Genomic DNA, 22232 nt, shown 5'->3' with positions numbered 1-22232 from the left:
GCGATTCTCCCCGTCGATAATCGTCTTCAACATTGATTTCTGCGCCGTCAATCAGTAAAATCGGCCGCCGTTCGAACCATTAGTCGTCCGCGGCGTCGCCGTCGTCATCGTCGGGCGATTCATCGCCGTCGTCACTCCCAGGAGGCTGATCCCCGTCTTCCTCTCCGAGTCCGTCGGACTCGTCAGCGAGTCGATCCCCCCGGTGGTCCGTCGACGGGTCGTCATCGTTGAACTGGTCTTTGAGCGTCTCGAGTTCGGCGTCGACGTCGACGTTCGAATCGTCTTCGTCGTTCAGGACGGAACCCGCCTGGTCGGACTCGCTCGAGTCCGAGTCGTCACCGTCGATCTCGATCGGTTGTGCGTCGGTCGAGTCGGTCTCCTCGACGGCGTCACGGAGGCGTCGGTCCACGTCGTCACGGAGTTCTCGAGCTTCACTCAGCAGGTCGGTTACGCGTTCGTCGGCCGGAACCGATCCCTCGGAGACACCGCGCTGGAGTTCCTCGAGGACGGTATCGAGCTGTGAGACGGTCGTCTTTCGGAGCTTTTTCGCACGCTTTTCGGTCGATTTCGCGGCCGTTTTGGTCCGATCTCGTGCTTCCTGCTCCGTTTGGACGACCTTGATACCGCGTTGAAACGCCTCGAGTGCACGGACGTTGGCCTTCAACAGCGCTAGCGCCGCCGGAATCGCGAACTCGTCTGCGACGCGGAGCATCTCACCCGGCGTCGGCGGACGGAACGTTGGTCGACGACGACGCGGCGCGAGTTCCTCGCGCAGTTCGTCGATCGTTTCGGAGAGTTCGCGGACGGCGTCCGCGAGGTCGTCGTCACGGTCGGTCATATCCCACAGTAGTATCTCCTGTGTGAAAAGAGAGCCGATTACCACGATTTTACGATAGCAAGGGAGGCGATCTTCGGAAAGCGATTTTCACGGACGTGAGTGGGCCGCTGCCACGGCCTCGAGAAGCGCCGATCCAAGCGCTTTTGTCCCCGCAAAACACCTCCACAGGTGTGCAAATCGAGAACAGTTTCATTCCGGTCCAAGGGGTTGGTGAGGCGACTGAACACCGCCTCTGGGCGAACGGTGTAACCCATTGGGACGAGTTCGAGGGCGAAGTCGTCGGAGAGACACTCGCACAGCGGATCGAGTCGTTTATCGACGAGGGAAAATCTCATTTGACGCGCGGGAATATGTCGTTTTTCGCCGACGCGTTTCCGAGTTCGAGTCACTGGCGTCTTTACGAGAACGTTAAGAGCGACGCCTGCTTCCTGGATATCGAAACGACCGGGTTAGATTCCGCTCGTAACGACGTAACGACCGTCAGCGTCCACCGAGGCGGCGACACGAAGACGTTCGTCAACGGCGACGATCTCACTGCCGCTCGCTTGCAAGCGGAGTTCGACGACGCGTCGTTGCTCGTCACGTTTAACGGGAAACGGTTCGATGTCCCGTTCCTCGAAACGTGTTACGACGTAGATGTCTCGATGCCACACGTCGACCTCATGTACCCGTGTAAGAAGATCGGCCTCGACGGCGGACTCAAACAGGTCGAGAAAGATCTCGGAATCAATCGTGACAAGCCCGACCTTTCCGGGCGGGATGCCGTCCGTCTCTGGCACCAGTACGAACGCGGCGATGAGGAGGCCCTCGAGACGCTGATCGAGTACAACCGCGACGACACGGCGAATCTCGAGCCGTTGATGGAAACTGTCTCCACGCGGTTGCACGAAACTGTCTTCGAAGCTAACTGTTGACCTCGGCGACAAATCGGTGGCTATAGCTCCCCCCAGAACGTACGGGTAACTGAGATGAGCGAGTACGCCTACGAAGTGGCTGTCGACGTCCGTCTCCGAGATGTCGATTTCATGGGCCACGTTAACAATGCTATTTATGCGACGTACCTCGAAGAAGCTCGCGAAGCGTACTTCCGCGATGTCGTCGGCCGATCACTCGTCGATCTCGATACGGTTCTGGCATCGCTCGAGATCGAATACAAAACGCCAATCGAAGCGGAGCAGGATGTGTGGGTCGGGCTGGAAGTTACCGATCTCGGCGATTCGAGTATTCCGATCGGATACGAGATTCGAGCCAACGGCGAACGGGCTGCAACGGCGCGATCCGTGCAAGTCTTCGTCGATCGCGAGGACGGAACGGCCCGTTCGATCCCCCCAAAGTTACGGAATCAACTCACAGCCGACGGTCGCTAATATAGTTCTGAAGACGTTTTTCACTCGGTAACGTGGACCTCTCCGTTGCTTGTTACTGTGACCTGATATCCGCAGTACGCAAACTCAATTCGACCGTTCGCTCGAGGTGATCCGTCCTCTCGAGGTGCAAATAGAGCGTCCAGCGCTTCTGGATTGAGAACTTCGTAGAGCGGTTCGTACTCGGGCGGTTCGATGGCTGTCGTGTCGACTCCCTCTTTCTCTGCGATGGCGTTGATAACCTCGAAACTAAGCGATCGCTGAGAACTTCCGTCAGACCGGTCCATTGAGAGTAGCATTGAGCGCACACTTAACACGATCAGTTATAAATCCTGTGACCTATATCTGAGTGTATTGTAGGAATATGGGCATTAATGGACGCGTTTATACAATATCGCCTATTTTGAGGGGATCGTCAAGTCTAGCACAGAGACACTCTGGAGTTTTGATTAACGGATAGTTATATCTTCTCTTGCTAGTGCAGTCTGGAACGATAGAAACTAGCGTCTCGGGGAGGAATAACGACGTAATGGATACGACTCGACTCAAACCGATTTACCTGTTTGGTATCGTTCTCAATATTGGTGCACTCGTATACGCCATTTCGACCGATGCCTGGCTGTACGCCGGCGCGTTCGTCCTTATTTTAGTATATCTCTCCTTTCGACTCCGAATGATTGCCGGCGATTAGGTCACGACTTTACAGTAGAGAATCTCTCTTTCATCCCTCAAGCAAAATTCGTTCAGTCCGACCGAAAAGTGGGGAAAGAGTGTAGGGGGAGTAGTGTCGCCTCCAGATTGGGGGAAACCTGGATGGGCACGTAGTTATTATCGGCAATACCTATTAACTATTTCCCTATGTTTCATGCACTGAGTTCGGAATGATAGCCAGCTCACCATCACCGCTCGATGCGATTTTTCAATTTTCATGGTGTGTGCGTCGAGTGACCGGTCGATCGCAACGCCACAGCGGCTAGAGAATCGGCTTTTGTCTGCGGTATCGACCGATTCCGGCGCGAAGAATTTTCGGGATCAAGGTACGACTGGTTGTGAACTTATACAGTCTGAAAACAGAGCAAGGATTTGAACCAGGTCAGTGCAAACTCTTCTCTTATTCAAATCCTTCCTTCGCCTTTCTCGCTCGCGAAAATACACGCACGAAAGAAGCCAGAGCAGGGATTTGAACCCCGGGAGTCTCGATTACAAGTCGAGTGCATGAACCGCCCATGCTCCCCTGGCGCTATGAATGCGTTATTCCTCCCCCTTTGAGTGTGTATCGTTTTTCGTCCGATCCTCGAGCGAGCGCTCCATCGAGACTCGGAACGGTTCGTAGCCCGCACGCCGATAGAATCGACGCGCTCGCTCGTTTTCGGCCATCGTCTCGAGAATCAGGTCGTCGGCGCCGCGTTCGACGAGCGCTTGCTCGACGGCTTCGAGCAACTCGGTCCCGATCCCTTCCCCTCGATACGCCGGACGGACGTACAGGTTCGAGAGGAACCCGCGAGTCGACTCGAGAGCCAACGACCCCTGTTCGATCGAAAACGACGCAAAGCCCGCAACGATTCCGTCGACTCGAGCGACGAGCAGTCGCCCGTCGAAACTGTGTGCCGCCAGCACTTCCTGCATTAGTTCTCGGTTCTGTTCGGCCAGTATGTACGACCCGTACTCCCGCTGATCGTGAGCGAGTTGGACCCAGTGCGTGACGATCGCATCGAGATCGGCGGTCGTCGCGGGTTCAATGACTGGCTGATTCTGGGTCATTCTCGAGTGCCGAGACGGCGGGGAGTGGTTCGGCGGTCAGCATTCGAAGCGCGGCACCGCCGCCTGTACTGACGTGTGAAAAGCCGTCGATGCCGAGCGATCGGAGGGCCGAGGCGGTGTCACCGCCACCGACGATACTCGTCGGGACGTCGGTCGCAGCCTCGTACAGTCCGCGCGTTCCGGTTCGGAACTGTTCGTCTTCGAAGACGCCGGCGGGGCCGTTCAGAATAACGGTGCCCGCATCGTCGAGGAGCCGTTCGTAGTAGGCCAACGTCGAACTCCCGATGTCTAGCGCTCCTTCGTTGTTCTTCGGCGGTAAGGCGTTGATACCCAGTTCGTAGCGCTCGTCGTCTCGAGAGATCGCGATGTCGCGTGGCAGTGCGACTTGACTGCCGTAGGCGTCGAGAAGGTCCTTCGCGCGATCGATCTCGTCCCAGTATCCCTGATCGTAGATAAAGTCCGAACTTTCGTCGCCGAGATCGACCCCGTCGGCGATCAGGAAGACGTTCCCGACGACGCCCGCGGTCAGGACGTGATCGGCGAGGCCCTTCTCGAGGACGCTCCAGGCGACATCGATCGAGTCGGAGACCTTCGCGCCGCCGAGCATGTAGACGCGCGGTTCTTGTGTTTCCTCGATCGAACCGAGAACGTCCAGCTCTGCTTCCATTACGCGACCGGCGTAACTCGGGAGGACCGCCGGGAACCCGACCAGAGAGGGTTGTGAGCGGTGAGCCGCGGCGAACGCGTCGTTTACGTAGGCGTCGAGAACGGTAGAGAGCCCCTCGACGAGGTGCGTTTGTGCCGCCTGCTCGGGGGCGAACTCCATGTACTCCTCGCTGTAGAACCGAGTGTTTTCGAGGACGACGCACTCGCCGTTCTCGAGGGATCGGACGGTCTTTCGAGCGGCGTCGCTGAACGTCACGTCGGCGTACTCGACCGTTCGATCGAGCAAGTCCGAAAGACGCGTTGCGTGTGCTTCGAGCCCGGTGAAATCGTCACTGCCGGGGCGACCCTGATGGGCGAGGACCGCGACGCGGCCACCGCCGTCCAAGAGTTCCGAGAGGGTGTCGACGTGGGCGCGAAGGCGTGCGTCATCAGCCAGCGATCCGTCGTCGGCGATCGGGCTGTTGATATCGACGCGGACGCCCACGGTCGTCCCTTCGACGTCCAGATCGTCGAGGGTCTCGATCATTATCGACCCTCCATCGTCTCGCCCGAAAGGTCTTTCTATCGGTTTGATATCTGCCCTACTTGCTGACACAACTTATCGTTGGGCCCGCGTGAGGACGGGAATAGGCGGGCTTCTTAGACTGCTCGACAATCCGCACACACGAGCTGGCCATTGGCATCCCAGAGCGAATCCGAGAGCGAGCCACAGTCTTCACAGACCCCCTGCGTCGAGTACTCGTCACCGCCGTTGGGGAGAACCTCGGGGTCGGCGTTCCCGTCCGTTCGTGAATCCAGGGAGTCGTTGACGTTGACACTACTCGAGAGTAGGTCCTCGTCTCGCTGTGTGTCTGCCGAACGCGCCGCCGTCGCCTGAAACGATCCGGCCGCCGCGATGACGTCCCGTTGCGTGAGCACGCCGATGACCTCCGATTCGTCTTCGACGGCAAGGTTTCGGATGTTTTCTCGAGCCATTAGATCTGCCGCATCGGTGAGCGCTCGCTCGCCGCGGACGGAAATAACGGGCGTGGACATTACGGCACCGATGTTCGTCTCGGCGGCGTCTGCTTCCTCGGCGACGAGTCCGAGGACGTCCCACTCGGTGACGATTCCGACCGGTTCCGACCCCCGAACGACGAGGACGCAGCCGGCGCGCTCCTCGCGCATGAGCCGGACCGCACCGAGAACGGTGTCTGACTCACTAACGCCGACGTACTCCGTTGTCAGGACGTCCCTGACCGACAGTTCCGGTTCCATGTGTGAACAATACCCACAGACGTTCTAAAAGCTACCCCCGCCAGGTTTAATCCCGGTGCCGTCGAAGGATTCAGGTTGGAGCTCGATCGGGGTTATCGCACCGACGTCCCGTTCCTCGAGTGGCTTACCACTCGAGTTCGGCGCGCGTTCCGTCGGCTCGGCACGTTTCGAGGGCGTGTTTTGCCGCCATTCCCGCGTTGTGGGCGTCCGCCCCGCGACCGACGCCGACTTGGAGCTCGACGTCTACTGCTTGTTCGACGTGACCGATCGCTTCCCGGTAGTCGACCTCATCGAGATCCGGACAGACGACGATGATATTGTCGCCGCCGACGAAAAAGGAGAGGCTCCGGTGGGAGTGGCGCATATGTCGCATGAGCGCCGCGTACCCCTGTTCGATCTCTATGAAGGTATCGTAGGCGTTGAGTTCGTCCGTGTACTCGCCCGTCGCGTCGATGACGTCGAAATGAGCGATCTGTACGTCGTCTGTGGTCCCGTGGCTCGCTTCGACGACTCGCCCGTCGAGGATCTCTCGCCGATTCTTGTCCTGAGCGCTGCCGGCATCTTGGACCAATTCCGTCGCGTCCGAGAGTGCTTGTACGGGGCTCGTTCCCGTCGCGACGCCGAGACTCAACGTGACGGGATACCGGTTGCCGACCGATTCTTGCAGGACCGCATGATCCTCGAGGCTGAGCCCGTTGGTCACGGCAATCATGTTGTCAAAGCGAGTGAAGAAGGTGTAGCCGCCGCGGTTGCCGACGAACTGGGAGATGTCCGCATACAGCCGCGACTGCATCGTTTGCAGGTCGGCTTCGCGGCGAGGTTCGGGCGTCACCGTCCACGGACCGTAATTGTCGATCTGAATGAGCGTAACCTGCGTGTTAGTCACTGTGTCCGATCTTTCGAACGTGTTCGTATAAGTGATACGTAATCCAGATCCGTGATGGGTTCGACGAACGGCCGACTATGCGTGTTTCTTCTCAGGATCGGCTCCTTTGGGATGGTACTCCCAGAAGTCGCCTTCGCGCATCGCGTTACCGACTTCCTTGTGCATGTCCACGATCGTTTCGAACGAGTCGGCCTCGACGTACTCGAAGATGTCGCTGAGTGCGACGACGCGCTGGTAGTTGATTCTGATCGGATCGTCGCCGTACTCCGCGACGAACTCGTCGACCTCGAGCGGGAAGTCCTCGTCCTCGTCGACTTTCTTGGCGATGATCGCCATGTCGTAGTTGCGCATCCCCTCGCTCCCTTCCTCGCCGTCCGGGTCGTGTGGCCAATCCATACCGTGACGTGTGCGCGGGGGTCGCAAAAACGTTACTTCTTCTCGGAGTCGAAATCGGAGACGGGACGAAAAGGAAGGCGTGAGCGGAAGGTGAGCCCGCGAGCTAGTCGTCGTCCGCGGTCGCTTCGGATTCCCCGCGGATCCGATCGAGAATTTCCTCGCGGTGCTCGTTGAGCAACGGCGCACGTCCTCGAGGCTCGGGCGGCGTCTCGGTCATCTTGATAGGATTACCCGCGATTTCGACGTCCTCGCCCGCGCCGGGTTGCTCGACGGAGACGATCATCTCTCGGTCGTGGACGTGCGGATCGTCGAAGATGTCTTCGGTGTTCTGGACGGGTGCGACCGGAACGCGGCCCTCGAGCGTCTCACAGAGCTCGTCCGTCGACTGTTCGCTCGTCCAGGCCGCGAGTTCCTCCCGAAGTTGGTCGCGATTCTCGAGACGAGCCGCTGGCGTCGGGTACTCCTCGGCGAGTCCCTCTCGATCCATCGCGGCGCAGACTTCTCGCCAGTGGTTCGTGCCGAACGCCGCGATGACGGCGTACCCGTCGGCGGTTTCGAAGGCGTCGTAGGGAAACAGTGTCGGGTGGGAGTTCCCCTGTCGCGTCGGCGCCGTTCCGGTGTAGGAGTGCTGGTAAATCGCGCGTTCGGTCATGCTGATCATCGAGTCGTACATGCTGGTATCGACGTACTGGCCCTCGCCGGTCTGTTCGCGGTGGTTGACCGCCGCGAGGATGCCGATGCAGTTCAGCGTAGCCGTAAAGAGGTCGCCGATGCCGGGCCCGACTTTCGTCGGCGGACCATCGGCCTGTCCGGTGATTTCCATGACGCCCCCGAGCGCCTGCGCGATGAGATCGAACGAGGGTTGACCCTGTCGGTGGGTCTCGCCCGTCCGCGGGTCGCCGAACCCGCGGATAGACGAGTAGATGAGTTCCGGATTGTGCTCGCGAAGCGTCTCGTAGCCGAGATCGTACTTCTCCATTGTCCCGGAGCGGTAGTTTTCGACGACGATGTCGGCTTCTTTGACGAGCGAGAGGAAGTCCTCCCGGTCTTCGTCGTCGCCGTAATCCAGTTCGATGCTCCGCTTGCCGCGGTTGACGCTCTGGAAGTAACCGCCGTAGGCTTCCTCGTCCGCATCCTCGACGAACGGCGGGTTCGACCGGATTAGGTCGCCGCCGGGACGTTCGATCTTGACGACATCAGCTCCCATATCCGCGAGCAACATCGTACAGTACGGGCCTGCGAGGACCTGCGTGAGATCCAACACGCGAAGATTTGACAGCGCTCCCATGAGCCCACGTTTCCGATACTGCGTAAATAACTTTTGCTATTAATCATGAAGGTGTGGTTATGTCACACGGTGTGGGTGAAAGGATGTTTAAAGAATATTATCATGGAAGATCATTAACTTTATACTGCGGTGTCTCGAGCGTTCGAATACGATGTCCCAAACGGTCGTCCTCGGCGTGATCGGCTCCGACGCCCACGTCGTCGGCATTACGATCCTCGAGCAGGCTTTCGACGCAGCAGGGTTCGATGTCATCAACCTCGGCGTACAGACCTCCCAGGAGGAGTTCGCCGAGGCGGCACTCGAGCACGACGCGGAGGCCGTACTCGTCTCCTCGCTCTACGGTCACGCCGAGCAGGATTGCCAGGGCTTTCACGAGCTGCTCGAGGCGACCGGCGTCGACGCCACCACCTACATCGGTGGCAACCTCGCAGTCGGACAGGACGACTTCGAGGAGACGCGAGCGACCTTCGAGGAACTCGGCTTCGATCGGGTCTTCGACTCCGAAACCGATACCGAAGAGGCGGTCGCCGCCCTGACTCAGGACCTCACCAACCGGACACCGGAAACGGAACGAGCGACCATCAGTTCCTAATGATTCATTTCTAAATGATACGAGACGAACGCATTCCGTCCGAAGAGCTACAGCGTATCGACGAACAGATTCGATCCAATTGGTCGACGGGCGAGGCCGTCGACTTCGAGGAAGCGATCGAGTACCACGAATCACTGCCCGACAGCAAGCGGTTCGCCGACGTGCTCGAGTCGGCCGACGACCCGCTCTTGCAACCGCGAGCGGGCGTGCCTCGACTCGACGATCAAGTGGAACTTCTCGAATACCTCCACAGCGAGGGGAACGCGGATCTCCTCCCGACGACCATCGACTCGTACACGCGCGACAACGAGTACGGGAAGGCAGAAGAAGGCCTCGAGAAAGCCAGAGACACGGGCGAGGATACGCTCAACGGCTTCCCTGCGGTCAACCACGGCGTCGAGGGCTGTCGCGAGCTGATCGATTCGATCGACGCGCCGATCGAGGTCCGACACGGCACCCCCGACGCGAGGTTGCTCGCCGCGATCACGTTCGCCGGCGGGTTCCAGAGCTTCGAAGGCGGTCCGATCTCCTACAACATCCCCTACACGAAACGCCACGGGCTCGAAGAGACCATCGAGAAGTGGCAGTTCGTCGACCGGCTCGCGGGCGCCTACACCGAACGCGGCGTCCGAATCAACCGCGAGCCGTTCGGCCCGTTGACGGGGACGCTCGTTCCGCCGTCGATCGCGATCGCGATAATGCTCGTCGAGGGCAAGCTCGCCGCGACCCAGGGTGTGCGCTCGGTCACGCTCGGTTACGGACAAGTCGGCAACATCGTCCAGGACGTTGCGGCGCTGAACGCCTTGAAAAAACTCGGCAACGAGTACCTCCCCGATGAGGTCGTCGTTACGACCGTCTTCCACGAGTGGATGGGCGGGTTCCCGCCGGACGAGGCTCGAGCGAACGGCGTGATCAGCCTCGGCGGGATGACGGCTTCGATCGCACAGCCGGACAAAGTCATCACGAAATCACCTCAGGAGTTCCAGGGGGTTCCGACGAAGGAGGCGAACTCCGCGGGACTGCGCACGACGCGACAGGTCATCGACATGGCTATCGAACAACAGATCGACATCGACGGCATCGAGGAGGAACAGGATCTCATCGAGCGAGAGACGCGGTGTCTGATGGACACCATCTTCGACCACGGCGACGGCGACGTGGTTCAAGGAACGATCAAGGCGTTCGACTCGGGCGCACTCGACGTGCCGTTCGCACCCAGCGACAGCGCGGCGGGTGCCGTGTTGCCGGCACGGGACGACGACGGCCGCGTGCGAATCTTCGAGTGGGCTGACCTCGAGATGGACGACGATATCAAGGAGATCCACAAGGCTCGGCTCACACAGCGGGCCGACACCGAAGGTCGGGAGCAATCGTTCCGAATGGTCGCCGACGACGTCGACGCGATCAGCGACGGCAAGCTCATCGGCCGACCGCAGGGGGGTGCCTGAGATGGAAATCGAAGCCATCCACGCCACACCCGGCTATTCGGGCTTTTTCTTCGACGACCAGCGAGCGATCAAAGACGGCGCCGAACACGACGGGTTCACCTACGACGGCGATCCCGTCACCGACGGATTCGACGAGATCCGCCAGGCCGGCGAGTCGATCATCGTCGATGTCGAACTCGAGGACGGCACCGAGGTTCGGGGCGACTGCGCGGCGGTGCAGTACTCCGGTGCCGGCGGGCGCGATCCGCTGTTCCAGGCCGAGGCGTACGCCGAGGTTATCGAAGGCCCCGTCAGCGATGTCCTCGAGGGGCGAGATGCGAGCGCGTTCCTCGAGAACGCCGAACTCCTCGAGGACCTCGAAATCGGCGGCGACCGGTTGCACACGGCGATCCGCTACGGGGTTTCACAGGCGTTACTGGCCGCAGCTGCCAATTCTGAAGGACTAACGCCAACCGACGTACTGGCGGACGCGTTGGGCACGGAACCCGCGACCGAGCCCGTTCCCGTGTTCGGACAGTCCGGCGACGACCGCTACACGAACACGGAGAAGATGTTCATCAAGGGCGTCCCCGTTCTCCCCCACGCGCTGATCAACAGCGTCGAAAAGATCGGCGAGAACGGCGAGACGCTCCTCGAGTACGTCGAGTGGCTCGTCGAGCGATCCCAGGAGCTGGGCCCCGCTGAGTACGACCCCCGGTTCCACATCGACGTCTACGGCATGATCGGCGAGGTCTTCGGCGCGCCCTACGACCGCCCCGAGGTGGTCGACTACTTCGCGGCGCTCGAGGACGCGTCGGGTCCCTCCCCGATCCAGATCGAGGGGCCGATGGACGTCGGCGACCGCGCGAGCCAGATCGAGGCGATGACCGAACTGCGCGCCGGGCTCGAAGAAGCCGGCGTCGGCGTCGACATCGTCGCCGACGAGTGGTGTAACACCTTCGAGGACGTACAAGCGTTCGTCGACGCCGAAGCGGCGGATATCGTCCAGATCAAGACGCCCGATCTGGGCGGGATCCACCGGAGCGGACAGGCCGTTCGCTACTGCGAGGGAACCGAGACTCGAGCGTACCTCGGAGGAACTTGCAACGAGACCGAAACCTCCGCTCGAGCCTGCGCACACGTCGCTCTGGCGACGAACGCTGCACAAGTGCTCGCAAAGCCCGGCATGGGCTTCGACGAGGGCTACATGATCGTCGAAAACGAGATGCGCCGAACGATCGCGCGGCGGGAACGGGCAGAGAGACGAACGGAATACGAGACGGACCCAGAGGAGGTGACTGCAAATGACTGACTGGACTACTACTGAGACGTTCTCTCGCGCGCTCGAGCGCGCCGAGACCAAAGAGAAAGGTAACTGCTTCGAGGACTTCGCGGAAGGCGACCTTATCGAACACGATCCCGGCCTCACGCTTTCGAGGTGGGGTAACGAGTCGTGGATGAGCCAGACGCTGAACCACGATCCGGCCTACTGGCGGACCGACGCGGCGACCGCTCGAGGGTTCGACGAACCGCCGATTCACCCCGACTACCTCACCGCCGCGACGCTCGGGATCACCGTCGAGGACCTGAGCGAAAAGGGAGGCTACTTCCTCGGGCGGACGGACGTCCGGTTCCCTGGCACACCGGTGTACGCCGGCACCGAACTACGCGTCGAGAGCGAGGTTGTCGACACGGCCACCTCGAGTTCCCGACCCCAGTACGGGATCGTCTCCTGGCGAACGCGCGGACTGGACGCCGAGACCGGCGACGTACTGTGTTCGTACGAGCGAACAAACATGATCCCCCGCCGCCAGCCCGTCGAAACCGACGGCGGCTCTTCGGAGGCTGCTTCGGAATCCGGAGCCGAGGGCTCCGAGGACCTCCCCGCGGAGTTTCTCACCCCAGAGGGCGGCTACTTCGAGGACTTCGTCGCGGCGCTCGAGGAGAGCGCCGGTCGCAACGCCGCGGTGGCCTACCGCCACGAACGCGGTCGCACGCAGGACGACGTGACCGTCGCGTCGTTGCCGCTCGCGACGCTCAACACGGCCAAACAACACCACAATGCGGACGTGATGGGCGACTCGCCGTCGGGTGGGATCGTCACCTACGGCGACGTCACGCGCTCGACCGCGCTCGGTCACGCGCGCTCGGACGAACGGACCTGGCGCGAAGTCGGCTTCGACGACGAGACGTTCCACACGTTCGTCGCGAGCGGCGACACCGTCTACGCGTTCACGCGCGTGCTCGAGGCCGAGGACGACACGGCATCCGACCAGGCAGGTACTGTCCGGTTCGAGCACATCGCGTTCAACCAGGACGACGAACCCGTCTACTCGGGAACTCGAACCGCGGAGATTCAGAAACGGTCCAGCGACAAGCGATCCAACGACTAACGAAACGTATCGCGTTCAACCAACTTCCACAGACACACCCACGACAATGACCGACGATATCCGACTCTGTCGCACGTTTCAGACCGCACCGGCCGCCGTCCCGAAAGACGATTCGGCGAAGTACCTCGTTTCGGCCCTCGAGTCCGAGGGGTTTCAGGCACCCGACTGGCTGGTCCCCGACATGGAAGACGGGACCGCTCCGGACATGAAAGCGGAGGGGCTCGAGAACACGATCGAACTGGTGCCCGAGTACGAGTTCGCCGGCGAAATCTGGCCCCGCGTCGAGTGGAGCTACGAGGACGAGGAGTACTGCGAGAAGGGGCGAAAGCAGATCGACCGACTCGTCGCCGAAATCGGGGACGAGATCGACGGCGTCGTCGTCCCGAAGGTCGGCCGCCTCGAGGACGTCGAGCGAGCCGCCGAGGTTGTCGCGGAGGCCGAAGCCGAACACGGCTACGCCGACGGCTCGATCGGCCTCTCGATCATCGTCGAGACCGGTCGCGCGCGATCGGATCTCCGCGAGATTTCGAAGTTCGGCGCTGACTCGAGACTCACCGCGCTGGTCTTCGGTCCCGTCGACTACGCGGCCGAACTCGGTGGTCGAGATTTGGGCGACGGCATGCCCCGCTGGGACGGACTCCTCGAGGCCCTTTCGAACGAAGCCAGCGCAGGGAATCTCCTCTCGATCGGGGGACCCTTCGACGATCTGTTCAAAGAGCGCGCCGGGCTGACCTACTACAACGCCGACGAGTACGCGGACCAGGTCGAACACGAAGCCTCGCTCGGCCTCGACGGCTCCTGGTCGCTCTATCCAAAACAGACCATTCAGGCCAACACGGTCCACATGCCGACGCCCGAGGAGCTCGAGCGCGACGTGCACAAGATCGAGCGGTTCAACGAAGCCAAACGCGAGGGCACCGGCGCGGTCACCATCGACGGCCAGATGGTCGACGAAGCGACGTTCAAGAACTTCCGGAACACCGTCCAGCAAGTCCGTGCGATCGACAGCACGCGGCCCGCACAGACCGGGGACTACTACGAGGCGGAGCTACTCGAGCGGGCGCGCGAACTCGAGCTTTCGTACCGGTAGTTCGCGATCTCGTCTCGAGAGGAATCGGTATTTGCCGCCAACTGTACACTATTTTCTACGCGTCCGTTACTAACCGGGTCTGTACCGTGTCCTGCTCAGGAGCCTCGAGCTTGAGCAATCGCCGTTTCGTTTCCACGCCATCGGCCGCCGAATAGCCGTTGAGCGAGCCGTCGCTCCCGACGACGCGGTGGCAGGGGACGATCACCGGCACGGGATTTCGGCCGCACGCTTGCCCCACGGCGATGGGGCTCGTCTCGAGGGCCGCCGCGAGGTCGCCGTACGAGCGCGTCTCCCCGAAGGGAATCTCGCTCATCGCATCCATCACGTCGCCGAGGAATCCGATGGGTGTGGCGATCTCGAGGTCGAACGCCTGTCGGTCGCCGCGTTCGTATTCGCGAACTTGGGTTCGGATTTCTGCGGACGATTCCTCAACGAGCGATTCGTCGATTTCGATTGTGGATTGGAGGATTGAGACGTCCATGGCAGTATGCGGTCGCTGTCGATATGTGTGTTCCTCGGGTGGAAGCCGCATATAGCTCCGCCGGACACTGAAAGTGATCGGTTCTCGATTCGCTCGATAACTGATAAGTACAGAGGTTGTACTAATCACAGTTGCTTCTCGATGACGTATCCCCATTTTTCGTAGTTTTGGTTCTCGTAGTATTGGTGAACGTCGTCTTTCGCCAGTGGCGACGCCAGCGCAACGTACTCACACCCTCTCTCGTCGGCCCATTGTTCTACGAACTCTACAAGCGAAGTTCCGTATCCCTCTCCTCTCTGCGATTCGTCCACAACAAGGTCGTAGAGCCATGCGTGCCGGGCATGGTGGAGGACGTGTTTAACCAGGACGCCAGCCACACCAACTAATTCGCCTTCGACAAACCCGCCAAACAAATAGTATTCATCATCTGCTGTCCACTCCAATATGCTGTCGGGGCCGGCGTCACTCCACAATTGACGGAGAATCGGAACTGCCTCACGTCGCTCATCCTCATCTGTTAACTCACGGATTTCCATGTCTTCGGATGAAAAGTAATAAGTGAAAAAGTGTTTGGTACAGGGTTAGATACACATCTGTAGTGGGTGATCTCGTCTCAGCGAAAATAGGTCGTCGATGGACTTACTCGTCAACGATAGTCGCCTCTTCCGGCGAGGCGATCTCAAGGTCGGACGCGCCTTGGTCGATCTCTTCCGCCGTTGTGTCAGTTGCATCGGCGAGCAATTCTGTGAGCTCATCTGGCGAAAGAGAGTCCTGAGTAGGCGACTCTTGGCTCATATTCTCTCCTACTGTGCTCGGACGGATAAAGGTACGTGTGCTCTCGCCTCCATCTGACCACTTCGGCGGACCACCTGGTACCGTTCGTTCCTCGTAGACATCGATAAAGTAGTCCGTTTCCCGCCTGAAGTAGTCAACACATCCTCGGATCACCGTCCCACGATTTGACGGTAATAGTCCGTGTGCTAACTTCAGGTGAACTTCCTTGCTCGAACGTCGATCGGTATCGACGTGAAGCCCTTCTTGGTAGACATCGTGCCCGGTTACTGATGTTTCGTTATGGTCCATGCGGGCGATTGTATCCCACTGAACCGGATTAGTTCCCGTCTGATAGTGGAGTTGAACAAGGAAGCGAGGAATGTGAGAACGGTCTTGGTCGAACCCAACTGTAATATGACAGTCTGATCGTCCGGCCTGTACGGGCTTCGAAACATCATATCCAGCGGGAAGTGAAGGAAAAGTCATCCTTTCTAACTACTTCTGTTCGCAAGTAGTTCAAAGCTATCGATAGACTCTGTGATCGCGTCTGATTTGGACTTACCGGGCTGTTGTAGGCATCCTTGTAGTACCGCTGGACGACTCAACTTACTCTCCATAGAGAGAGTGCCATAGAACAGTTCGAATGCTTCCTGTGACTATCCGTCGAACGGTAAGTACGGGCGAAGTATGTATCGGATCTTCCCTCACCGTTCTTGCAAACCTTCCATGAACAAGTAATAAATCCAATAGACTGCGATTCCAGCAACTACGATTCCAATGAGACCAAACAATAGGTGCCCTCCGGTGAGGGCTTCCATTACCCCGGAAAGCCCCACAATCCCGGCTATTGCGAGTAGTGAACCAAGTATCGAGCGATGGATTGAAGCAATGAACTTCCCACCATCAGATTTGTTCTGGCTCATATGTAACAGTTCCAACTCTACCTCCAATAAGTTTCCTGTCGTTCAGTGCACAAGCCAACTGACCGCGATATACACCGAAGGCACGGACGAAACCAATTCTCGAGAGCCGTTCTATGACACCCTTTTTACAGGAAAGCACGGCGGGTTGGGATTTGAACCACGCCCAGACGTGCTCGCTCACGGTTTCACCGTTCGCTGCGCTCGACTGGTCTCATTCAAATCCCAACGTTCACGCTTTGCTCCTCACGTATTGTTCGTCGCAAAAGCGGTGGGGTTGGGATTTGAACCCAAGAGGCTGACGCCACCTGCTTTCAAGGCAGGCGCAATAGGCCGCTCTGCCACCCCACCTCATCCCCATTTTCCGCATCCGATTAAAAAGCGTTGTCGGTCTATCGGCGCTCGAGTCGCTCGTCCGTCCCGACATCGAGTCCCAGTTCGCCCACGACCTCCGCGGTGTCGAGTGCGCGGACTCTGTCCGCGGCCGTCTGGGCCTCGAGCATCGCGACCGTCGCACAGAGTCCCTGCTCGGTTTCGACGGTCGGAAACATCGGCGCGAAGCCGCTGTGGAGACCGGCGTCGGCCGCTCGAGTCGCGAGCGTCGAGAGCTCGGGAACGGCGTACGCGTCTTCGAAATCGATCGGTTCCGAGAACGCGGAGAAATACGTCCGACCGCCCGACGACGGGCCGAGGACGACATCGTGGCGTCGGATCGACATCGCCGCGCCGTCGATTTCGGTTCGCCCGACGAGCGGTGCCGTCGGCTCGAGGACGCCGACGCTCGCCGTCTCTTCGCGCTCGAGCAAGTGAGTGACCGTGTTACCGACACGAGCCGACCGCGTGGAGCCAACCTGCCGTTCGAATCGAGTATCGCTCACGGTTTCTTCCGTGAGTGCATCCTCGACGAGCGAGCGAACCTCGGCTTCGGGGTCGCCGCCGTCGAAATCCGCCGGCAGGGTTTCCTCGTCTCGATAGTTCACGAGGAGCTCCCCGCCGCTGGCCGCGACGCCGCGAAGCACGTCGGCCGTCGTCGCTTCGTAGAGCCGTCTCGCCTCCCGCTCCGAGAGCGGCGTCCGTTCGGCGAGCGACGCTAGTACCAGCCCGTCTCGAGGAGGATCCACCGGAACGACGACGATCATAGTCGCCAGTCGGCTCCGGCGAGCCTTGAAGGCAGTGCTTCGCGGGCTCTCGCGGACCACCGAACCGATTCGTCAGCCGAATCGTCGGACGAATTATAGTCCAGGGGTGCGTTACCGATGGTATGAACTATCGAACACCGACCGCTGTACTCGGGATACTCGCTATCGCGTCGCTCGTGGTCGTCGCCGTCGCCAGCTTTGTCGATAGCTTCGCGTTCGAGACGACCGGAGCGACCGAAAGCTTGCTCGCCCCGACGCTCGGATCGCTCGCCCTCGCCGCGCTCGTCGTGGTGGGGCTCGCGGTACTTGGCTCGCGCTCGAGGCGGTGGCTAGCCAATCCGTACTGGTAACGCCGAGAATTCTCGAGCAAACCCTTCCGCGACCGTTAGCGACCCTGCCGCCCCTTCGTCTGTCGATAATCCGTCGCCAACAGTTTCGCGAACGCTTCGACCCAGACTTGGGTCTGCTCGTCGGTCTGCTCGCTCGGGGCGATCATCGGTACGAGTTCGAACCCGCGCCCACGAATGCGCTCGCCGTGTGATTCCTCGAGATCGAGTTCTTCGGCAGGCGTTCGCGTGTACTCGGTGGCGATTTCGGCCAGCGCGCGCTCGCCTACGGGAACGAGAATTTCCGGGTTGATCATCCGAATTTCGGCCTCGAGATACGGCTCGCAGTTTAAAATTTCCTGATCAGTCGGAGGTCGCTCGGGATCCCGACAGCGCGTGAGGTTCGTGAGGTAGACGTTGACTAGCGTCGGCTCCGACGGCGGGGAGGTCGCATCACAGAGTCCCAGCCGCTCGAGGATTCGTCGGACGCCACCGTTGGCTGGTCCGTCGTTGGCTGATTCGTCAGTGGTCGATCTGTCAGCCGTCTCGTCCGCTTCGGGACCGGCGAACGGGACGCCCAGTTCGTCCGATACGGCGCTCGGTCGCTCGCCGACGAACAAGAAGTCCGCGCCGACGTCGCCGTAGCCGTGGACGACCTGCGTTCGCGTCTCACAGAGTGCCGGGCAGTTTTGGCACTCCTCGTCCATACCAAAAGGGTTCGCTCGAGACTGTTGGTTCGCGTCCACAGGGTGAGTCTCGCGTCGCGGGAACAAAAACGGCGCGTCTGCTCCCGACGAGATCGCTTTCGACATCCCGAACGGGGGAATTCAGACCTATCGGCCGAGCCCGCCGCGTTCGGTGACCTCGAGAATGAACTTCACGTTCCGGACGATCTCCTCGGGACTCGTCTCCTCGTCGGCGTCGTAGAGGTCGCTGGTTCGATAGAGGATATTCGCGAGCTGTTTGCTTTCGCTCGTTTCGCCCCGAATCTCGTCGGCGATGGTCCGCAACCGCTCGACTCGTTCGGGATTGGGCTCGAACGCGACTTCTGCATCGGAGTCAGTACCGCGTTGAGCGTCCGATTCCGAAGCGCCGTCGTCACCGTTCCCGGTCATTCCTCTTCGGGTGGTCGCGTCGCGGCGGGGCTGGTTATCGAGCGGCGGTGAACGATCCCGGTGTTGTTCGAGACGTTTTCGGTGATTTTTCGGAACGCATCGCCGGTCTCGTTATCCTCGTCGAGGACGACTGGTGCGCCTTCGTCGCCGCCTTCGCGGACGGAGGGGTCGAGTGGCACCGACCCGAGGAACGGCATGTCGTGGGCCGCCGCGAACTCCTCGCCGCCACCGGAGCCGAAGATGTCGTGTTCGCCGCCGCAGTCGGGACAGGCGAACGTCGCCATGTTTTCCGCGATGCCGAGAACGACAGTGTCGTGTTTGGCGAACATCTCGAGGCCCTTGCGGGCGTCGTCGAGCGCGACGCCTTGTGGGGTCGTGACGATGACGGCACCAGTAACGGGCATCGTTTGCAGCATCGTCAGTTGGGTGTCACCCGTTCCCGGCGGCAGGTCGATGACGAGATAGTCGAGGTGGCCCCACTCGACGTCCTCGGTCAACTGCGTGATTACCTTGTGAACCATCGGACCGCGCCAGATGACTGGGTCGTCCTCTCCCGTTAGAAACGCCATGCTCATCAGCTTCACGCCGAACTTTTCGGGCGGGACGAGCGTCTCGTCCTCCGTCGCCATCGGCGGCTCGTCGGCGTCGACCATTCGGGGAACGTTCGGTCCGTACACGTCAGCGTCGAAGAGACCGACTCGAGCGCCCTGCTGGGAGAGTCCGGCGGCGAGGTTGACGGCCATCGTCGACTTTCCGACGCCACCCTTACCCGAGGCGACGGCGATCACGTTCTTGACGTTCGGCAGAACCTGTTCGTCAGTCGTGAGGTCGTCCCGGTCCGGAATGCTCGCGGAGAGATCGACTTCGAGTCCTTCCTCCTCGAGCACGGTCCGAACCTCGGCGGCGAGGTCCGTCTCCGAGGGAGAGTACGGTGCACCGAGGGCGAGATCGATCGTCACCTCGCCGTCGTCGACGGTGAGATCGTTAATAAGGCCGAGCGAGACGATATCGTCTCCGAGATCGGGATCCTCGACCGATTGCAGCCGATCGCGAACGGCGGCTTCATCCATACCGGTAGTCAGCCCCGCCGTCGAAAAAGCGTTGTGTTACTGGGCACGGACCGCCATCTCAGCCGGTACAATCGAAGCGAGACCCGCCGTATGCTGGCGGATCCGGCTCGAGTTCGACGCCCCGTTCGTCTCTGACGAAATTGAGAGAGAACGGTTGGCCCCACCCATGGTGGCGTTTCTCTCGAGATCGGTGACTGACCGTCCTCGCCACAGCGGAACGCGATTCCGTCGGTGGACGTGCAAGTCTCCTCGTCCGGCGTGGTGTACTTCCAGGCGGGTTGTGGCCGTTTCGTCACTGACCTGTCGACTAGCGCCGGTCGTCGTTCGACGCTGATGACGGCATCGCACCGCGGACAGGTGTCTCGAACGGTGACGGTAATCGATTACTATCGGGCTTTGACGACGTAAACCTGTGGAGTGCGAGCGACATCGATGGGACGGACTCCAATCCGAGCCACCCGGCCGGAGTCGTCGAGTTCCCGGAACACCTTTTGCGCTAACGGCTGTGGTCACGGGTATGATCGACGAGACGGCCGAGGAAATCAGGGAGATGCAGACACACAGCTCCTCGGTGGTGGCCGTAAACGCGACGCGCGCGCTCAGGGACCTACTCGATCGCGAGTACGCGACCGTCGAGGAGTACCTTCGCGCGCTCGAACAGAACGGAAACGTGCTTCGTCGGGCGAATCCATCGCACGCATCGTTACAGAACGCGATTCGAACGGTGAATCAGGAAGTGACCGACGAAAACCCAGAAACCGTCGACGAAGCCAAGACGGCCACGGAGACCCACATTCAGGCGGTTATTTCCCGAATCGAGTCCGCAAAGCGCCGAGCCGCGGAGAACGCCGTCGACGTGCTCAAGAACGGAGACACGCTGTTGACCCACGATTACTCTTCGACGGTCCTCGAGGCGCTCGAGTTGGCCTCGGCCGACGGAAAGCAGATCGATGTCTACGTGACGGAGGCACGACCGCGATATATCGGCCGAAAAACCGTCAGAGAACTGTCCACGTTAGAGAACATCGAGCCGACGCTGATCACCGACAGCGCGAACGGACTCTATCTCGAGGAGTGCGATCGCGTCGTCATCGGCATGGACTGTATCGTCGACGAAACGCTGTACAATCGCGTCGGGACGTTCCCGATCGCTGCCACCGCTGACCAACTCGAGGTGCCCGTAACCGTGCTCGGCTCGGCCGCGAAGCTCATTACCGACGGGTTCGTCTTCGAAAACGAGTTTCGATCGGGAAGCGAAGTACTGCTCGAGCCAGCGGAAGGATTCGCCGTCGAGAACCCGGCGTACGATGCCACGCCGGTCTCACTGCTCGAGAGCGTCATTACCGACGACGGCAAAGCGACATTGTAACGTGACGAAGAGTAGCCCTTTCGTCGCTTGCACTGCGGTATCTCCGATCGGGGATTCGACGTTCGTTTCGTAGACGGGGCGCTAATTCGCTGACGGTAAATCTCTGTTCGAGAACCACGAACCGAAGCGATTCCTTCTGGCTGTCCAGAACGTTATCCCGATGGCTATCAATGCGCTGATGACCGCGATCAACAGGAAGCCGGTGTTCATCTCGCTAACTGCGGCATAAACGCCAACGATTGATGCAAGAAGAACGTTTACACAGGTAGAACTGAGTAGCAGAATAGTGGTCCAATCCGTCCGGGGCGTGTTTTCTTCCTGATCTTGCGTGTCGCTTCGTTTCCCGTTTTTAATTTCGAGATGCGGCCGAAACAGTTCGAGTTTGTCCGTCGGTTGGACGATCCCGCGGTTTTTGTTGTATTCGATGATCTCTTCCTCGTCAAGCGTTGGAAGGTGGGATTGATACAGTGGAATGTAGACGCGCTGACGCTGCGTCGAGTCGAGTTTCCCAACGGTTGTCTCGTGTTCTACTGCGGCGACGTGCTCGGCGATATCACGCATCTTGACGGGGCCGTCGTTGTCTAATAGGTATCTAATTGTTTCCCTTCGTCGACTGGTCTGAAGGATGTGAAAGATCGTATCACCGGAGTACTCTTCCGATTTCGGGGACCGCGTACTGCTGGCGGTTTCGTCCGAAGGGTGGGAGAGGGTGCCAATTTTGGGAGGCATGCTCGTCACATAGTTGAAGAAATGATTAGTATATAGTCTTTTTCTTCCCGAGTAATTGCAGAAATATTCCCATTTAGTTACCAAATAAATACTGAAAGTCGGAAAATAATGAATGAGATGAATTGGGCGAACCTACCCTGTTTCCGGCTATTCTGGCGGGGAGCCGTCGCCACCGCTCGAGTGCGGGGAAGTGGAGAGTAAGACAGTACGGCTTTTGGGTGTTTACCCGCGTTCATTTTATACGACTAGTTACATTGTGTCCTTTTTAATAACGCATATTCAACACTATATCTCGCAGAATTACCACCACAAATTGATTTCTTTGTGCAACTAGTTGCACGCTTCATGGCC

28 protein-coding genes, 2 tRNA genes and 1 pseudogene are annotated in these 22232 nt (G+C 59.8%); 10 read left to right on the top strand and 21 right to left on the bottom strand.

Annotated elements, in window-relative coordinates; translation table 11 throughout:
• Nucleotides 1–79: 79 nt before the first annotated feature.
• A complete protein-coding gene (locus ACZ5C7_RS15650; RefSeq protein ID WP_464377214.1) occupies nucleotides 80–838 on the bottom strand; it encodes a DUF7547 family protein in 759 nt (252 codons plus the stop codon).
• A gap of 170 nt (nucleotides 839–1008) precedes the next feature.
• On the opposite strand from ACZ5C7_RS15650, the gene ACZ5C7_RS15645 reads away from it, so the two are divergent.
• Both ACZ5C7_RS15645 and ACZ5C7_RS15640 read left to right on the top strand, forming a co-directional pair.
• On the top strand, nucleotides 1009–1752 hold the full coding sequence (locus ACZ5C7_RS15645) for a ribonuclease H-like domain-containing protein (protein ID WP_464377213.1): 744 nt from the start codon (nucleotides 1009–1011) through the stop codon (nucleotides 1750–1752).
• Between the two features lie 54 nt (nucleotides 1753–1806).
• Nucleotides 1807–2205, top strand: coding sequence for an acyl-CoA thioesterase (locus tag ACZ5C7_RS15640; protein WP_464377212.1), 399 nt, complete (start codon nucleotides 1807–1809; stop codon nucleotides 2203–2205).
• Nucleotides 2206–2225: 20 nt separating this feature from the next.
• Here ACZ5C7_RS15640 and ACZ5C7_RS15635 read toward each other — a convergent pair whose 3' ends face one another.
• Nucleotides 2226–2501, bottom strand: coding sequence for a HalOD1 output domain-containing protein (locus ACZ5C7_RS15635; protein ID WP_464377211.1), 276 nt, complete (start codon nucleotides 2499–2501; stop codon nucleotides 2226–2228).
• Nucleotides 2502–2731: 230 nt separating this feature from the next.
• Between ACZ5C7_RS15635 and ACZ5C7_RS15630 the strand changes: the two genes are divergently transcribed.
• The gene (locus ACZ5C7_RS15630) at nucleotides 2732–2893 is read left to right on the top strand and encodes a hypothetical protein (protein ID WP_464377210.1); all 162 of its coding nucleotides are present in this window, start codon (nucleotides 2732–2734) and stop codon (nucleotides 2891–2893) included.
• 474 nt (nucleotides 2894–3367) lie between these two features.
• Here the strand turns inward: ACZ5C7_RS15630 and ACZ5C7_RS15625 are convergent.
• The 7 genes from ACZ5C7_RS15625 to mct all read right to left on the bottom strand — a co-directional run bounded on the left by ACZ5C7_RS15625 (nucleotide 3368) and on the right by mct (nucleotide 8456).
• Nucleotides 3368–3441 (bottom strand) — tRNA-Thr (locus ACZ5C7_RS15625).
• A 12-nt stretch (nucleotides 3442–3453) separates the two neighbouring features.
• Nucleotides 3454–3963, bottom strand: coding sequence for an N-acetyltransferase family protein (locus ACZ5C7_RS15620; RefSeq protein ID WP_464377209.1), 510 nt, complete (start codon nucleotides 3961–3963; stop codon nucleotides 3454–3456).
• Nucleotides 3938–5155: a phosphoglycerate kinase gene (locus ACZ5C7_RS15615; RefSeq protein ID WP_464377208.1), complete on the bottom strand. Its 1218-nt coding sequence runs from the start codon at nucleotides 5153–5155 to the stop codon at nucleotides 3938–3940. The genes ACZ5C7_RS15620 and ACZ5C7_RS15615 overlap by 26 nt, the downstream gene beginning before the upstream one ends.
• A gap of 113 nt (nucleotides 5156–5268) precedes the next feature.
• The gene (locus ACZ5C7_RS15610; RefSeq protein WP_464377207.1) at nucleotides 5269–5886 is read right to left on the bottom strand and encodes a CBS domain-containing protein; all 618 of its coding nucleotides are present in this window, start codon (nucleotides 5884–5886) and stop codon (nucleotides 5269–5271) included.
• A 124-nt stretch (nucleotides 5887–6010) separates the two neighbouring features.
• Complete coding sequence (locus ACZ5C7_RS15605) at nucleotides 6011–6772, bottom strand: GTP cyclohydrolase III (RefSeq protein WP_464377206.1); 762 nt, start codon at nucleotides 6770–6772, stop codon at nucleotides 6011–6013.
• A 75-nt stretch (nucleotides 6773–6847) separates the two neighbouring features.
• Nucleotides 6848–7168: a DUF5785 family protein gene (locus ACZ5C7_RS15600; protein ID WP_464377205.1), complete on the bottom strand. Its 321-nt coding sequence runs from the start codon at nucleotides 7166–7168 to the stop codon at nucleotides 6848–6850.
• Nucleotides 7169–7271: 103 nt separating this feature from the next.
• Nucleotides 7272–8456, bottom strand: coding sequence for a succinyl-CoA:mesaconate CoA-transferase (gene mct / locus ACZ5C7_RS15595; RefSeq protein ID WP_464377204.1), 1185 nt, complete (start codon nucleotides 8454–8456; stop codon nucleotides 7272–7274).
• 151 nt (nucleotides 8457–8607) lie between these two features.
• Between mct and glmS the strand changes: the two genes are divergently transcribed.
• Genes glmS through citE form a run of 5 tightly spaced genes read left to right on the top strand, consistent with a single transcriptional unit; the run spans nucleotide 8608 to nucleotide 13958 of the window.
• Nucleotides 8608–9048, top strand: coding sequence for a methylaspartate mutase subunit S (glmS, locus tag ACZ5C7_RS15590; RefSeq protein WP_464377203.1), 441 nt, complete (start codon nucleotides 8608–8610; stop codon nucleotides 9046–9048).
• 14 nt (nucleotides 9049–9062) lie between these two features.
• Nucleotides 9063–10496, top strand: coding sequence for a methylaspartate mutase subunit E (locus ACZ5C7_RS15585; RefSeq protein WP_464377202.1), 1434 nt, complete (start codon nucleotides 9063–9065; stop codon nucleotides 10494–10496).
• A 1-nt stretch (nucleotide 10497) separates the two neighbouring features.
• The gene (locus ACZ5C7_RS15580) at nucleotides 10498–11787 is read left to right on the top strand and encodes a methylaspartate ammonia-lyase (protein ID WP_464377201.1); all 1290 of its coding nucleotides are present in this window, start codon (nucleotides 10498–10500) and stop codon (nucleotides 11785–11787) included.
• On the top strand, nucleotides 11780–12868 hold the full coding sequence (mch, locus tag ACZ5C7_RS15575) for a 2-methylfumaryl-CoA hydratase (protein WP_464377200.1): 1089 nt from the start codon (nucleotides 11780–11782) through the stop codon (nucleotides 12866–12868). The genes ACZ5C7_RS15580 and mch overlap by 8 nt, the downstream gene beginning before the upstream one ends.
• A gap of 46 nt (nucleotides 12869–12914) precedes the next feature.
• Nucleotides 12915–13958 (top strand): L-malyl-CoA/beta-methylmalyl-CoA lyase, encoded by a 1044-nt coding sequence (gene citE, locus ACZ5C7_RS15570; protein ID WP_464377199.1) that lies wholly within the window; start codon nucleotides 12915–12917, stop codon nucleotides 13956–13958.
• Between the two features lie 55 nt (nucleotides 13959–14013).
• Here citE and ACZ5C7_RS15565 read toward each other — a convergent pair whose 3' ends face one another.
• From ACZ5C7_RS15565 to ACZ5C7_RS15535, 7 genes and pseudogenes are all read right to left on the bottom strand, one after another.
• A complete protein-coding gene (locus tag ACZ5C7_RS15565) occupies nucleotides 14014–14439 on the bottom strand; it encodes a methylated-DNA--[protein]-cysteine S-methyltransferase (protein WP_464377198.1) in 426 nt (141 codons plus the stop codon).
• 125 nt (nucleotides 14440–14564) lie between these two features.
• A complete protein-coding gene (locus tag ACZ5C7_RS15560; RefSeq protein ID WP_464377197.1) occupies nucleotides 14565–14975 on the bottom strand; it encodes a GNAT family N-acetyltransferase in 411 nt (136 codons plus the stop codon).
• A gap of 103 nt (nucleotides 14976–15078) precedes the next feature.
• A complete protein-coding gene (locus ACZ5C7_RS15555; protein WP_464378496.1) occupies nucleotides 15079–15234 on the bottom strand; it encodes a hypothetical protein in 156 nt (51 codons plus the stop codon).
• A gap of 99 nt (nucleotides 15235–15333) precedes the next feature.
• Nucleotides 15334–15699 (bottom strand): annotated as a pseudogene (locus tag ACZ5C7_RS15550) (DUF7718 family protein); the annotation flags it as partial.
• Between the two features lie 218 nt (nucleotides 15700–15917).
• Nucleotides 15918–16136: a hypothetical protein gene (locus ACZ5C7_RS15545; RefSeq protein WP_464377196.1), complete on the bottom strand. Its 219-nt coding sequence runs from the start codon at nucleotides 16134–16136 to the stop codon at nucleotides 15918–15920.
• A gap of 266 nt (nucleotides 16137–16402) precedes the next feature.
• A tRNA-Ser gene (locus ACZ5C7_RS15540) sits at nucleotides 16403–16484 on the bottom strand.
• Between the two features lie 41 nt (nucleotides 16485–16525).
• Nucleotides 16526–17272 (bottom strand): hypothetical protein, encoded by a 747-nt coding sequence (locus ACZ5C7_RS15535; protein ID WP_464377195.1) that lies wholly within the window; start codon nucleotides 17270–17272, stop codon nucleotides 16526–16528.
• Between the two features lie 122 nt (nucleotides 17273–17394).
• Between ACZ5C7_RS15535 and ACZ5C7_RS15530 the strand changes: the two genes are divergently transcribed.
• Nucleotides 17395–17622 carry a hypothetical protein gene (locus tag ACZ5C7_RS15530; protein WP_464377194.1) on the top strand — a complete coding sequence of 76 codons (228 nt, stop codon included), beginning with the start codon at nucleotides 17395–17397 and terminating at the stop codon, nucleotides 17620–17622.
• A 35-nt stretch (nucleotides 17623–17657) separates the two neighbouring features.
• On the opposite strand, the gene ACZ5C7_RS15525 is transcribed toward ACZ5C7_RS15530, so the two are convergent.
• From ACZ5C7_RS15525 to ACZ5C7_RS15510, 4 genes are all read right to left on the bottom strand, one after another.
• Nucleotides 17658–18344, bottom strand: a complete 687-nt coding sequence (locus tag ACZ5C7_RS15525) for a uracil-DNA glycosylase (protein WP_464377193.1) — start codon at nucleotides 18342–18344, stop codon at nucleotides 17658–17660.
• Between the two features lie 87 nt (nucleotides 18345–18431).
• Nucleotides 18432–18713 (bottom strand): hypothetical protein, encoded by a 282-nt coding sequence (locus ACZ5C7_RS15520; RefSeq protein ID WP_464377192.1) that lies wholly within the window; start codon nucleotides 18711–18713, stop codon nucleotides 18432–18434.
• A complete protein-coding gene (locus ACZ5C7_RS15515) occupies nucleotides 18710–19783 on the bottom strand; it encodes an Mrp/NBP35 family ATP-binding protein (RefSeq protein WP_464377191.1) in 1074 nt (357 codons plus the stop codon). Before ACZ5C7_RS15515 ends, ACZ5C7_RS15520 begins: the two co-directional genes overlap by 4 nt.
• An 8-nt stretch (nucleotides 19784–19791) precedes the next feature.
• Nucleotides 19792–20118, bottom strand: coding sequence for a hypothetical protein (locus ACZ5C7_RS15510; protein ID WP_464378459.1), 327 nt, complete (start codon nucleotides 20116–20118; stop codon nucleotides 19792–19794).
• A gap of 182 nt (nucleotides 20119–20300) precedes the next feature.
• Between ACZ5C7_RS15510 and ACZ5C7_RS15505 the strand changes: the two genes are divergently transcribed.
• Complete coding sequence (locus tag ACZ5C7_RS15505; protein WP_464377190.1) at nucleotides 20301–21152, top strand: eIF2B alpha/beta/delta subunit family protein; 852 nt, start codon at nucleotides 20301–20303, stop codon at nucleotides 21150–21152.
• An 81-nt stretch (nucleotides 21153–21233) separates the two neighbouring features.
• On the opposite strand, the gene ACZ5C7_RS15500 is transcribed toward ACZ5C7_RS15505, so the two are convergent.
• Nucleotides 21234–21881 (bottom strand): DUF7344 domain-containing protein, encoded by a 648-nt coding sequence (locus ACZ5C7_RS15500; RefSeq protein ID WP_464377189.1) that lies wholly within the window; start codon nucleotides 21879–21881, stop codon nucleotides 21234–21236.
• Nucleotides 21882–22232 lie beyond the last annotated feature (351 nt).

This window comes from Halostagnicola alkaliphila (genome assembly GCF_055379965.1).
Note: the sequence above shows the minus strand (reverse complement) of the source record. Positions and strands in the feature narration are given on the sequence as shown.